The organism is Roseiarcus fermentans (assembly GCF_003315135.1).
GTDB lineage: Bacteria > Pseudomonadota > Alphaproteobacteria > Rhizobiales > Beijerinckiaceae > Roseiarcus > Roseiarcus fermentans.
The window spans coordinates 60250-73362 of sequence record NZ_QNRK01000004.1; the positions used below are offsets into that span (position 1 = coordinate 60250).

The following is a 13113-nucleotide window of genomic DNA, read 5'->3' on the forward strand; positions in this document are numbered from 1 at the left end:
ACAGCCTACGCCGGTCCGGGAAGCGGGTCGGCCGGGTGGGAGATCTCGACCCTCGGCATCGTCCCGGCGTGACGTCGCCTCGCCGTGTTGGCGTTCGCCGCATTCGGAAGTACCGTGGCGGCTGAGGGAGGCAGCATGAGCGTTCTTCCGCAGACTCCGCAGGCCCCCGCGCGCCATCGCCTCGATGTCGGCGCCTACTACCGCATGGCCGAAGCGGGCATTCTGGCTCCGTTCCAGCGCGTCGAACTGATCGACGGAGAGATCTTCGACATGAACCCGATCGGCAGCCCGCACGCGGCGGTCACGCGGCGGCTCGAGCAAGGCTTCGCGCGCGCCGTCGCGGACGGGCTGCTGCTCACCAGCGTTCGGAATCCCCTGCGCCTCGACCCCTTTACCGAGCCCCAGCCGGACTTCGTGGTCCTGCCGCCGCGCGCCGACGCTTTCGCGGCGTCCCATCCGGGGCCGGACGACGCGCTGCTCGTCGTCGAGGTCGCCGACAGCTCCCTTGCCTACGACCGCGAGACCAAGCTGCCGCTGTATGCGAAGTTCGGGATCGTCGAAGTCTGGATCGTCGACCTCGCCGCCCGGGTGGTCGAAGTCTATCGCGACCCCGCCGAGGGACGCTATGGGTCCGCGGCGCGGATGAGCGAGGGGCTCCTCACGCCGTCGCGCATTCCAGCGATTTCCATCGACGTGGCTGCGCTATTCGGGTGAGTCGCATCCGAGGCGGGCGCGCTCAGCTCCCGCGATAGGTCGAAAAGCTCCACGGCGTGACGAGCAGGGGCACGTGATAGTGCGCGGCGGGGTCGGCGATGGCGAACCGGATCGGCACGACGTCGAGGAACGGCGGGTCGGCGAGTGTGGCGCCCACGCTGCGGAAATAGTCGCCGGCGTGGAAGACGAGTTCGAACTTGCCGCGTCGCGCGTCGTTCGGCGCGATCAGGGGCCGGTCGGTCCGCCCGTCCGCATTGGTGGTCGTCGCCGCCGCGAGCAGCCGGGCGCCGTCGTCGCCGATCTCGTAGAGTTCGATCCGGACGCCGGGCGCCGGGACGCCGCGGGTGAGGTCGAGAACGTGGGTGGTGAGGCCTGCCAAGGACGCGCTCCGTTGGTTCGATGCAGTCTGGGGGGCGGCGTCTCGTCGGCCGTTGCGCGCCCCTATCGAGATTAGCCTGAGGTCGCGGTTGCCGCCAAAACGCTACTCATGCACGAAGAACATGGCTGCAACGCCGCCCCGGTCGATTGCGAATTTCCGTGGCGCATGACAAGAGACTGCGGCAAAGAAACGCATAGACTTTCGTCTCAGCGTTTTTCCGCGAACAGGGAGGCCGACCCCCATGGACGACAGGGCGCGATCCGTCAACGACGAAACCGACGAGTGGCTCGACGCGCTCGATTCCGTCGAGGCATTCGAGGGCCTCGGCAAGGTCGACGAGATCCTCGACCAGGTCGTCACCGCTGCGCGGCGCAAGGGCGCCCGCCTGCCGTTCGCCGCCAACACCGCCTACGTCAATACCATCCCGCCCGAGCAGCAGCCGCCCCATCCCGGCGACCGCAAGCTCGAGATGACGATCCGGCGCTACATCCGCTGGAACGCCGCCGCGATCGTGGTCAAGGCCAACAAGGAATCGTCCGAGCTCGGCGGCCACATCGCCAGCTTCCAGTCGGCGGCGACCCTCTACGACACCGGCTTCATGCACTTCTGGCACGCCGCCAGCGACGACCACGGCGGCGACCTGATCTACATCCAGGGCCATAGTTCGCCCGGCGTCTACGCCCGCGCCTTCGTCGAAGGACGGCTGACCGAGGCCCAGCTCGCGAATTTCCGCCAGGAGGTCGGCGGCAAGGGCCTGTCGTCCTATCCGCATCCCTGGCTGATGCCCGATTTCTGGCAATTCCCGACCGTCTCGATGGGCCTCGGGCCGCTGATGGCGATCTATCAGGCGCGCTTCCTGCGCTATCTGCAGGGGCGGGGCCTCGCCGACACCGAGCGGCGCAAGGTCTGGGTGTTCTGCGGCGACGGCGAAATGGACGAGCCGGAATCGCTCGGCGCCATCTCGCTCGCCGGGCGGGAACGGCTCGACAACCTGATCTTCGTCATCAATTGCAATCTGCAGCGGCTCGACGGGCCGGTGCGCGGCAACGGCAAGATCGTGCAGGAGCTCGAGGCCGATTTCCGCGGCGCCGGCTGGAACGTCATCAAATGCCTGTGGGGCTCGGGCTGGGACGAACTGCTCGCCAAGGATACGCAGGGCAAGCTGCGCCAGCTGATGGAGGAATGCGTCGACGGCGAGTACCAGGACTTTCGCTCCAAGGACGGCGCCTATATCCGAAAACACTTTTTCGGACGCTATGCCGAAACCGCGGCCATGGTCGCCGACTGGACGGACGCCGACATCTGGTCGCTGACCCGCGGCGGCCACGATCCGCTCAAGGTCTACGCCGCCTACAAGGCGGCCTCCGAGCACAAGGGCCAGCCGACCGTCATCCTCGCCAAGACCGTCAAGGGCTATGGCATGGGCTCGGCGGGCGAGGGGCAGATGATCGCCCACCAGGCCAAGAAGCTCGGCGACGACGCGCTCAAAGGGTTCCGCGACCGCTTCGGGATTCCCGTCTCCGACGACGACCTGCACAACCTGCCGTTCCTCCACTTCGCCGAAGACAGCGCGGAAATGCGATATCTGCGCGCCCGGCGCGACGCGCTCGGCGGCTATCTCCCGGCGCGCCGCCGGACGAGCGCGCCGCTGGTCATCCCGCCGCTGTCGAGCTTCGACGCGCTGCTCAAGCCGACGGCGGAAGGGCGTGAGATCTCGACCACGATGGCCTTCGTGCGCATCCTCACCTCGCTGCTGCGCGACAAGGAAGTCGGTCCTCGCGTCGTGCCGATCGTGCCGGACGAGAGCCGCACTTTCGGCATGGAGGGGCTGTTCCGCCAGGTCGGCATCTTCAGCCAGGTCGGCCAGCTTTATCGGCCGCAGGACGCCGATCAGCTCATGTACTACCGCGAGGACACCAAGGGGCAGATCCTCCAGGAGGGCATCAACGAGCCGGGCGCGATGGCGTCGTTCATCGCCGCCGGCACGTCGTACTCGACCTCCAACACGCCGATGATCCCCTTCTACATCTACTATTCGATGTTCGGCTTCCAGCGCATCGGCGATCTCGCATGGGCGGCCGGCGACATGCGCACCCGCGGCTTCCTGATCGGCGGCACGTCGGGGCGGACGACCCTGAACGGCGAGGGCCTGCAGCACGAGGACGGCCACAGCCACGTGCTGGCCTCGACCATCCCGAACTGCGTCACCTACGATCCGACCTACGCCTACGAACTGGCGGTGATCGTCCACGCCGGCCTGAAGCGCATGCTGGTCGACAACGAGGACGTGTTCTACTACATCACCACGCTGAACGAGAACTATCCGCATCCGGCCATGCCGGAGGGCGCGGAGGAGGGCATTCTGCGCGGCCTGTACAAGCTGCGCGACGTCAAGCCGAAGCAGGGCGGCCCGTCTGGCCTCACCGTGCGCCTGCTGGGCGCGGGCGCGATCCTGCGCGAGGTCGAGGCGGCGGCGGACATGCTCGCCGAGGAGCACGGCGTCGCGAGCGAGGTGTGGAGCGTGACCAGCTTCACCGAACTGCGCCGCGACGGCCTCGACGCCGAGCGCTGGTCGATGCTGCACCCGGAGGAGCCGGCGCGCGTCCCCTTCATCTCCCAGGCGCTGGCCAGGGGCAAGGGGCCGGTGATCGCCGCGACCGACTACATGAAGGCGATCGCCGACGGCGTGCGGCCGTGGGTTCCGGCGCGCTACAAGGCGCTCGGGACCGACGGCTTCGGCCGCTCGGACTATCGCCGGCGGCTGCGCGCGTTCTTCGAGGTCGACCGCTATCACGTGGTTGTGGCGAGCCTGAAGGCGCTGGCCGACGACCAGCTCCTGCCGTCGAAGCGGGTGTCCGAGGCGATCGCCGCCTACGGCATCGACCCCGACGGCCCGAACCCGATGCGCAGCTGAACGACGGCGCGCGGCGGCGCGCCCCGAGGGGAAGCCCGGAACCACGGCCCGTCCTCGACGGGCCCGGCGCCGGGCGGGGGTCTGCCGCGCGATTTGAATTCAACCGACTTTGAACACAATCATTCACGTCTTTGCGCGAAGGAGAAGCGCCGGTGGGGACAATCGATGTGAAAGTGCCGGACATCGGCGACTTCAAGGACGTGCCGATCATCGAAGTGCTGGTGAAGCCGGGGGACGAGGTCAAGAAGGAGCAGTCGCTGCTGACGCTCGAATCCGACAAGGCGACCATGGACGTGCCGTCGCCGATCGCCGGCAAGGTGGTGGAGGTGGTCGCCAAGGTCGGCGACAAGATGTCGATGGGCGCGCTGATCGCACGCCTCGAGCAGGCGGACGCCGCGCCCGCCCCGGACGCGCCCGCCGCGGCCGAGACCGCGCCGCAGGCGGCGAGCGAGCCCCCCGTGAAGGAAGAGGCCGCGCCCGCGCAGCCCGCGGCGCCCGCGCAGGCGGCCGCCGCGGGGCCGGCGAAGCCCGACTTCTCCGGCGTCTTCGCCGGACCCGCGGTGCGGCGCCTGGCGCGCGAACTCGGGCTCGACCTCAACGCGATCAAGGGCACCGGCGAGAACGGCCGCATCACCCGCGAGGACGTCAAGGGCGCGATCTCCGGCGGCGCGCCGGCCGCGGGATCGGGCGGGGCGGGGCTGCCCGCAGTCCCCACCGTCGACTTCGCCAAGTACGGTCCGGTCGAGACCGTGCCGCTGTCGCGCATCAAGCGCATCTCCGGGCCGCGCCTGCACGCCTCCTGGGTCAACGTTCCCCACGTCACCCACAGCGACGAAGCCGACGTCACCGATCTCGAGGCCTTCCGCAAGCGCCTCGACGAGGACGCGAAGAAGGACAAATCAAAGCCTTACCGCGTTTCCCTGCTGCCGCTGCTGATGCGCGCCGCGGTCGCGACGCTGAAGGCCTTCCCGACCTTCAACGCCGCTTTGACTCCTGACGGCAATTCGTTGGTTCTACGAAAATATTTTCACCTCGGGGTCGCCGTCGACACGCCCGACGGGTTGGTCGTGGCGGTGATCAGGGACGTCGACCAGAAGGGCGTCATCGAACTCGCCCGCGAGCTCGGCGAGCTGTCGGAGAAGGCGCGCGCCGGAAAGCTCAGCCCAGCCGAAATGCAGGGCGCGACCTTCACCCTCTCCTCGCTCGGCGGCATCGGCGGCACGGCCTTCACGCCGATCGTCAACGCGCCCGAGGTGGCGATCCTCGGCGTCGTGCGCGCGAAAATGGCGCCGGTGTGGACCGGCGAAGCGTTCGAGCCGCGGCTGATGCTGCCGCTCTGCCTCAGCTACGATCACCGCGTCATCGACGGGGCGGCGGCCGCGCGCTTCATGCGCCATCTGGCCTCGCTGGTCGAGGACATGCGGCGGGTCATTCTGTAACGGGGGGAGCGAGAATCCATGCCGCAAGAGATCCGTCTTCCCGACATCGGCGACTTCCATGACGTCCCGGTGATCGAGATTCACGTCAAGCCCGGCGACCCGGTCAAGAAGGAGCAGACGCTCGTCACCCTCGAGAGCGACAAGGCGACGCTCGACGTGCCGGCGCCCGCCGACGGCGTGATCGGCGAATTCGCCGTCAAGATCGGCGACAAGGTGAGCCAGGGGAGCCTGATCGCCACATTCGCGAGCGTCGAGGGCGAGGTGGCTTCGCCCGCTCCCGCCGCCCATCCCACGCCGCCGCCGCCGCCGCCCGCCCACGTCGATTTCGAGGCCGAAATCGTCGTGCTCGGGGCGGGACCGGGCGGCTACACCGCCGCCTTCCGCGCCGCCGACCTCGGCGAGAAGGTCCTCATCGTCGACAAGCATGCGACGCTCGGCGGGGTCTGCCTCAACGTCGGCTGCATTCCGTCCAAGGCGCTCCTGCACGTCGCCAAGACCATCGACGAGGCGGCGGCGATGGGCGCGCACGGCGTCGCCTTCGGCGCGCCGACGATCGACCTCGACGCCATCCGCGCCTGGAAGGATTCGGTGGTCAAGCGCCTGACGACGGGCCTGACCGGCCTCGCCCGCCAGCGCAAGGTGACGGTGGTGCGCGGGGAGGGCGCGTTCACCTCGCAGAACACGCTCCGGGTCGAGACGGCCGAGGGGCCGCGCACGGTCCGCTTCGCCAAGGCGATCATCGCCGCGGGCTCGGAGCCGGTCGCGCCGGGCTTCATCCCGACCGACAAGCGCATCTGGGATTCGACCGCGGCGCTCGAGATGCGCTTCGCCCCGGAGCGGCTGCTGATCCTCGGCGGCGGCATCATCGGCCTCGAGATGGCGACGGTCTATCGGGCGCTCGGCAGCAAGATCACGGTGATCGAGATGATGGACCAGCTGATGCCGGGGGCCGACCCCGACATCGTAGCGCCCTTGGCCAAGCGTCTCGGAAAACTCTACGACAAGATCCTGCTGAAGACGAAGGTGACCGCGGTCGAGGCGAAGCCCGAGGGGCTGATCGTGAGTTACGAGGGCGCGGACGGGACGAAGACCGAAACCTTCGACGCCATGCTGGTGTCGGTCGGCCGGCGGCCGAACGGCAAGGCGATCGGGGCCGAGGCCGCCGGCGTCAAAGTCGACGAGCGCGGCTTCATCGCGGTCGACCGCGAAATGCGCACCAACATTCACCACATCTTCGCCATCGGCGACATCGTCGGCCAGCCGATGCTGGCGCACAAGGCGAGCCACGAGGGCAAGGTGGCGGCGGAAGTGGCGAGCGGCCACAAGTCGGCGTTCGACGCCAAGGTCATCCCGTCGGTCGCTTACACCGACCCCGAAGTGGCCTGGGTCGGCCCGACCGAGACGGAGCTCAAGGCGAAGGGCGTCAAGTACGGCAAGGCGGTGTTCCCGTGGGCCGCGAGCGGCCGGTCGCTGGCGCTCGGTCGCGACGAGGGCCTGACCAAGACGCTGTGGGACGAGGCGACCAACCGCCTGATCGGCTGCGGCATCGTCGGCACGGACGCCGGCGACCTGATCTCGGAGGCGGCGCTCGCGATCGAAATGGGCTCGGAAGCCGAGGACATCGGCCTCACCATCCACCCGCACCCGACGCTGTCGGAGACCTTCGCCATGTCGGCCGAGGCCTTTGCTGGGACGCTGACGGATCTGTACATGCCGAAGAAGACGTAAGCGAAGGCACGCTCCCGAGACGCCGGGGGGCAGGCTGCCGCCCCGGCTCTCCTTTGGTTTGGCCCATTTCCAGAAGGCCGGCGCTTCGATCCTTGACGACTCGGTCGTGATCGAGCCGCTCACCGAGGTGGACGGCGGCGTTCCCCGCGACGGCCCCGGAGCCGGTGGGCGCGGGACTCCGGGGCCGGGCGCGGATTCCATCTTTTGAAGGCGTTGCGGCCGATTTCCCGGGCGAATGGAACACCGAAGCCGCCGTCCTCGCGAGGAGCGAAGCGACGCGGCGATCCAGGTGGGCGCGGCCAAGGCCTGCCGTATGCGGCGCGTCGCCGCGCTGCAACGTCGGCGCAGGCGGCCCCTGGATCGCCGCGTCGCCCTTCGGGCTCCTCGCGAGGACGGCGGAAACGTCATCGCCCGCCTCGGCGTCGACGACCGCCCGTCATTCCCAAGGCGCGCCAAGGCCTGGCAGTTGCGGGCGACTCGCACGCCCCGGCTGCGCGCCGCACGGGATGGTTGGGGCACGAGGAGCGGTTCGCCGTCGACGGACGGCCGTCCTCGGATTGGCCGGCGCCTCGCCATGACCGCCGCGCTGGCCATTGCCCGGGCGTGGATTCAACCTTATCAGAGTTTTGCAGCCGTTTTCCCGGGCGATTGTAACTCCCAAGCCGGTAGCCAACAGCGCCGTCATCGCGAGCGAAGCGAAGCGATCCAGTGCCGCTGGGCCGCTGTTGCGCCCTCTGATCGTCCCGCCGCCCTTCGTCGCGAGCAGAAGACGGAGCGATTTTTTTCCGCAGTAAGCAACCGGCGGCATAGGTTGCTTCGTCGCTTTGCTCCTCGCAAAGACGGGGTTGGGAGTGACGGGCGATTCTCGCGCCCCGACAGGACGCCGAGCCGGAGGAAGCGGTCGGGCGTCGACGGGGGTCGGCTTTCGACGGCTTGAGCGACATGGCGAACCACGGGCCGCAACAGCAGCCCCTGGATGGCTTCGTCGCCGCGCTCCTCGCCATGACGGTCGCGCGCGCCGCTTCCGGTCGCGTGGCGGCGATCGCCCACTCGAGACAATCATGGAGGGCATTTCCTGTCTGGTCCGCTCGGAACAAACATAGAACAAACGCCTCCTCAGGACAAGACAATGTTGCGCTTTCCGTCGGTTGACGTCGTCCCGCGCCGTCGGCGACCTCGCGCCGGCCTCCTCGATGGTCATGGAGACGCTGGCGCGGTTGATCGACGCCGTGAGGAATTCGGATGCGAAAGCCGTCGTCATCGAGCCGTTGTCGGAGGAAGACGGCGGCGGCTTCCTCGCGACCGTTCCCGACCTTCCCGGCTGCATGTCCGACGGCGACACCCGCGAGGAAGCCGCCCGTAACGTCGGGGCCGCCATCGTCTGCTGGCTGGAGGAAGCCGAAGCGCTCGGCCGAACTATCCCCGAACCGCGGCCGGCGCTGCGGATCGCCTGATCCGGCCGGCGGTGGATGCTCCGTCGGCCACGGGACGCCTGACCCGTGGACCAGACCCTTCCCGTCGCGGGTTCAATCTTTTGATGATGTTGCGGCAGTTTTCGCACCATCGCGAAACTCCCAACCCCGTCATTGCGAGGAGCAAAGCGACGAAGCAATCCATGCCGCCGCTTGCTTCCTGCGGAAAGAATCGCTCCGTCTTCTGCTCGCAACGAAGGGCGGCGGGACGACCAGAGGGCGCGACAGCGGCCCAGCGGCCCTGGATCGCTTCCCCCGGGCTCTTCGACCCGGGGGTCGCTCGCGATGACGGCGCTGTTCGCTGCCGGCTTGGGAGTTACACCATCGCTTCCCTCCGACATCGTTCGCGTCGCGCGGCGTCGCGCGCGAAAGGCGCCCCCCGGCGGTTGCGACCGCTGAGAATTCCGCCGTAGATCCCTGACAGAATTGACGCGTCCGGGCTGCTTCGGATCTTGCCGCGTTCATCGGAGTGTTTGGATGCCCGATCCCGTCCCGCCGATCGAGGGGGTGCTCGAGACGTCGCTGTATGCGGCCGACGCCCAAAGGACCGCCGGCTTCTATCGTGACCTGTTCGGCTTCGCGACGCTGGTCGACAGCCCCCGTCTGGTCGCGCTCGAGGCGGCGGCGAGGCAGGTGCTGCTGGTCTTCCAGCGCGGCGCGACCGCGGGCGACGTCGTCGAGGCGCGTGGAACCATTCCGGGCCACGACGGGGCCGGACGCCTGCATCTGGCGTTTTCGATCGCCGCGGCCGACCTCGAGGCGTGGCGGGCGCGGCTTTCGGCCCGCGCCGTCCCGATCGCCGGCGAGTATCGCTGGCCGCGCGGCGGGACGAGCCTCTACTTTCGCGATCCCGACGGCGCCCTCGTCGAACTGGCGACGCCCGGCCTGTGGTGGTGAGCCGGCGGCTTCGCGTCACAGGGCGGCCTCGACAAGGAGTTGACATGAATGTCTGCACCCGGGAAGGACTTCCCGGCGCCCGCGCTCCGAAATCCGCCGACGTCGGGAATTTCCTGTCGAGAACGGTCGCTGCGATGGTTGTGGCGGCGGTCGTGCAGGGCGCGGCCGCGAGTGCGCTCGCGGGGCAGCCGGGAGTGGTTTCCCAACCCGGCGCGTGGCATGGGCATCACGTCTGGCGCGGCGCGCACGCGCATGGCGCGTGGCGCGGCGGCGCCGCGCCGTCGGTCGGGGCAGGGGTTCCGCCGCCGCCGGAATTGCCCCCGATCACCGCGCCGCCCCGTCCCTACGGCGGCTGCCTCCCGACCGCGCCGCGGTACGATTCCTACGGCGCCTATGTCGCCGGCGGCTGCTGACCCGCGTCACGCCGCCGGACGGGGCGACTCGCCCCCGCAACGCCGGCACAGGCCCTTCGCCTCGACCATCACCCGCCTCAGGCGAAATCCGGACCCCGCGGCCTTGGCGGCCAGGACGCGAATCACCTCGTCGTCCTCGATCTCCTCGCTGCGTCCGCACGCCTCGCAGATCAGCAGCATGCCGTGGTGCGCATGACCGAGGTGCTCGCAGGGCGCATAGGCGTTCAGGCTCTCGATCTTGTGCACGAAGCCGCGCTCGAGCAGGAAATCCAGCGTCCGGTAAACAGTCGGCGGCGCGACGTGCTTGCCCTCGCGGCGCGAAAGCTCGTCCAGAATCGCATAGGCGCCGAGCGGGGCGGCGCTTGCGGAAAAGATGTCGAGCACGCGACGGCGCAGCGGCGTCAATTGCAGGCCGTCTCGCTCGCAGGCCTGCTCGACCCGCGCCGCCCAGGTGGTCGGATCGTGCGCGCAGCCGCAGGCCGGATCGTGTTTCGCCTCCAACATGGACTCACTCTAGCATGGCCGCGATGATCGCTTCGGCAAAAATCCGGGTTGCCGGACGCACTGTTATAACATAACATGAGCTGGTTGTCGGGCAACTCAGGAGGCCTCTCATGCTGAACACGTTTCCGCTCGCCGCGGCTCTCGCCCTCTGCGCGTTCGTTGCGCCGGCGTCAGCCGATCCGGTCAAGGTCGTCGCGGCCGAGAATTTTTATGGCGACGTCGCGAAGCAGGTCGGCGGCGACGCCGTCGCAGTGACCAGCATCCTCGCCAACCCGGACGACGACCCGCACCTGTTCGAGGCGAGCCCGCAGACGGCGAGGGCGCTCGCCGAGGCCAAGGTGGTGATCGTCAACGGGGTCGACTACGATCCGTGGATGGAGAAGCTCATCGTCGCCCATCCCTCGCCGGGCCGCAGGGAAATCGTCGTCGGCGCGCTCGTCGGCCGCAAGGCGGGCGACAACCCGCATCTGTGGTACGACCCGGCTTACGTAAAGGCGACGGCCGCGGCGCTCGCCACGGCGCTGACCGCGGTCGACCCGGCGCACAAGTTGGACTACCAGCATGGACTCGCGAAATTCGACCTTTCGCTGAAGCCGCTCGACGAAAAGATCGCCGCCCTGAAAACCGCCTACGCCGGCCAGCCGGTGACGGCTTCCGAGCCGGTGTTCGGCTATCAGGCCGCGCTCATCGGCCTCGATGTCCGCAACCAGAAATTCGCGCTCGCGGTGATGAACAACGCCGAGCCGACGCCCTCCGAGGTCGCGGCGTTCGAGGACGACCTCAAGGGCCACAAGGTGAAGGCCATGCTCTATAACGCCCAGGCGAGCGAACCCGCGGTGCAGCGGCTGGTGCAGATGGCGAAGGACAACGCAATCCCGGTCGTCGGCGTGAGCGAGACCGAGCCGCCCAACGCCACCTACCAGACCTGGATGCTCGGCCAGCTCGACGCGCTCGCGCACGCGCTCAATCCGACCCAGTGAGCGCGCTTTCCTTCGACAGCGTCACGATCCGGCTCGGCCGCCGCGACATTCTCTCGGCGGCGAGCTTCGCCGTGCGCGAGGGCGAGTTCGTCGGCATGCTCGGCGCCAACGGCGCCGGCAAGACCACGCTCATGCGCGCGGCGCTCGGCCTCGTTCCGGTCGCCGGGGGCGCGATCCGCGTGCTCGGCGCGCCCGCCACCCGCGGCAACCCGGCGATCGGCTACATGCCGCAGAACCGCGGCGCGATGGCCGGGCTCCGCCTCACCGGCTGGGACGTGGTCGCGAGCGCCGCGGTCGGCCGCCGCTTCGGCTTCGCCCCGCTCGACCGGGCGGCGCGGCGCGAGATCGACTGGGCGCTCGACGAGGTCGGCGCGCGCGACCTCGCCAGACGGTCGATCGGCGAATTGTCGGGCGGCGAGCGGCAGCGGGTGCTGCTCAGCCAGGCCCTGCTCGGACGGCCGCGCCTGCTGCTGCTCGACGAGCCGCTGATCTCGCTCGATCCCGCCCACCAGAAGAGCGTGGTCGAGATCGCCCGGCGCGTCTGCGACGACCTGAAGGCGGCGATCGTGTTCAGCGCCCACGAGCTCAATCCCCTCGTCAACGTGATCGACCGGGTGCTCTACCTCGGCGCCGGTTCGGCCGTGCTCGGTCCGGTCGACGAGGTCGTGACCGGCCCGGTGCTGTCGCGCCTGTACGGGGCGGAGATCGAGGTCGTCCGGGTCCGCGACCGCTGGTTCGTCATGGCCGGCGATGTCGAGGTCGAGCGCGAGGCGCACCGGCACGACGGGCGGCACGGTCCCGCCCACGAGCACGATCACGGCGACGCCCATGCTTGACTACGATTTCATGCGCACGGCCTTCGTGGCGTCGGGCGTCGCCGCCGTGCTCGCCGGCGTGGTCGGCTACTTTCTGGTCCTGCGCGGCCAGACCTTCGCTGGCCATGCGCTGTCGCACGTGGGGTTCACCGGCGCGACCGGCGCGCTGCTGTTCGGCCTGTCGCCGCTCGCCGGCCTCGTCGGCTTCACGCTGGTCGCCGGGATCGGGATGGGTCTGTTCGGCGAAAAGCTCGCCGAGCGCGACGTCGCCATCGGCATGATGCTGTCGCTGGCGCTCGGCCTCGGGCTGCTGTTCCTGCACTTCTACACCGCGGCCGCGACGCAGGCGGCGGCGCTGTTGTTCGGCAACGTGCTCGGCGTCGACTCGTCGGCGCTGCTGGCGCTCGTGGCGCTGGCGGCTGTGAGCCTCGGCGCGCTGGTTTCGATCGGCCGGCCGCTGGTGTTCGCCTCGCTTCAGCCCGAGCTCGCGGAAGCGCGCGGCGTGCCGCTGCGCTTCGTCTCGGCCGCCTTTCTCGCCATTGTCGCGGTGACGGTGGCCGAATGCGCCCAGATCGTCGGCGTGCTGCTGGTGTTCACGCTGATGGTCGGCCCGGCGGCCGCGGCGATGAACCTGACCCGCCGGTTGTGGCTCGGGATCGCGGCGTCGGCGGCGCTGGCGCTGGCGGAAGCCTGGGGCGGCCTGACGCTCGCCTACAATACCGACTGGCCGACGAGTTTCTGGATCACCGCGCTGTCGGGCCTCGTGTTCTTCGGCGCGACCGCGGCGCGACGGCTCGGCGAGGCGATGTAGGGCGGGACGAACCCGCGGGGCCGGGGGGGAAGCGGCGCAGGGCGACC

General features: G+C 69.3%; 12 protein-coding genes. 10 read left to right on the forward strand and 2 right to left on the reverse strand.

The features are described 5' to 3' along the window. Window positions 1–84 precede the first annotated feature (84 nt). Complete coding sequence (locus DFR50_RS04520; protein ID WP_210208806.1) at window positions 85–714, forward strand: Uma2 family endonuclease; 630 nt, start codon at window positions 85–87, stop codon at window positions 712–714. A gap of 22 nt (window positions 715–736) precedes the next feature. Here the strand turns inward: DFR50_RS04520 and uraH are convergent, their stop codons facing one another. Beyond that, complete coding sequence (gene uraH, locus DFR50_RS04525; RefSeq protein WP_113888018.1) at window positions 737–1093, reverse strand: hydroxyisourate hydrolase; 357 nt, start codon at window positions 1091–1093, stop codon at window positions 737–739. A gap of 241 nt (window positions 1094–1334) precedes the next feature. On the opposite strand from uraH, the gene aceE reads away from it, so the two are divergent. The 6 genes from aceE to DFR50_RS04555 all read left to right on the forward strand — a co-directional run bounded on the left by aceE (window position 1335) and on the right by DFR50_RS04555 (window position 9956). Beyond that, window positions 1335–4007, forward strand: a complete 2673-nt coding sequence (aceE, locus tag DFR50_RS04530) for a pyruvate dehydrogenase (acetyl-transferring), homodimeric type (RefSeq protein WP_113888019.1) — start codon at window positions 1335–1337, stop codon at window positions 4005–4007. A 152-nt stretch (window positions 4008–4159) separates the two neighbouring features. Then, window positions 4160–5446, forward strand: coding sequence for a dihydrolipoyllysine-residue acetyltransferase (gene aceF / locus DFR50_RS04535; protein WP_113888020.1), 1287 nt, complete (start codon window positions 4160–4162; stop codon window positions 5444–5446). Window positions 5447–5464: 18 nt separating this feature from the next. Then, window positions 5465–7174, forward strand: coding sequence for a dihydrolipoyl dehydrogenase (lpdA, locus tag DFR50_RS04540; protein ID WP_113888021.1), 1710 nt, complete (start codon window positions 5465–5467; stop codon window positions 7172–7174). A gap of 1148 nt (window positions 7175–8322) precedes the next feature. Next, window positions 8323–8628, forward strand: coding sequence for a type II toxin-antitoxin system HicB family antitoxin (locus DFR50_RS04545; protein ID WP_342634528.1), 306 nt, complete (start codon window positions 8323–8325; stop codon window positions 8626–8628). Window positions 8629–9123: 495 nt separating this feature from the next. Beyond that, on the forward strand, window positions 9124–9543 hold the full coding sequence (locus tag DFR50_RS04550; RefSeq protein ID WP_113888022.1) for a VOC family protein: 420 nt from the start codon (window positions 9124–9126) through the stop codon (window positions 9541–9543). 44 nt (window positions 9544–9587) lie between these two features. Beyond that, a complete protein-coding gene (locus tag DFR50_RS04555; RefSeq protein ID WP_113888023.1) occupies window positions 9588–9956 on the forward strand; it encodes a hypothetical protein in 369 nt (122 codons plus the stop codon). 6 nt (window positions 9957–9962) lie between these two features. Here DFR50_RS04555 and DFR50_RS04560 read toward each other — a convergent pair whose 3' ends face one another. Then, the gene (locus tag DFR50_RS04560) at window positions 9963–10460 is read right to left on the reverse strand and encodes a Fur family transcriptional regulator (RefSeq protein WP_113888024.1); all 498 of its coding nucleotides are present in this window, start codon (window positions 10458–10460) and stop codon (window positions 9963–9965) included. A gap of 110 nt (window positions 10461–10570) precedes the next feature. Here DFR50_RS04560 and DFR50_RS04565 point away from each other — a divergent pair, with 110 nt between their 5' ends. Genes DFR50_RS04565 through DFR50_RS04575 form a run of 3 tightly spaced genes read left to right on the forward strand, consistent with a single transcriptional unit; the run spans window position 10571 to window position 13066 of the window. Next, window positions 10571–11440, forward strand: coding sequence for a metal ABC transporter solute-binding protein, Zn/Mn family (locus tag DFR50_RS04565; RefSeq protein WP_113888025.1), 870 nt, complete (start codon window positions 10571–10573; stop codon window positions 11438–11440). Further along, window positions 11437–12276 carry a metal ABC transporter ATP-binding protein gene (locus DFR50_RS04570; RefSeq protein WP_113888026.1) on the forward strand — a complete coding sequence of 280 codons (840 nt, stop codon included), beginning with the start codon at window positions 11437–11439 and terminating at the stop codon, window positions 12274–12276. Before DFR50_RS04565 ends, DFR50_RS04570 begins: the two co-directional genes overlap by 4 nt. Further along, on the forward strand, window positions 12269–13066 hold the full coding sequence (locus DFR50_RS04575) for a metal ABC transporter permease (protein ID WP_113888027.1): 798 nt from the start codon (window positions 12269–12271) through the stop codon (window positions 13064–13066). Before DFR50_RS04570 ends, DFR50_RS04575 begins: the two co-directional genes overlap by 8 nt. Window positions 13067–13113 lie beyond the last annotated feature (47 nt).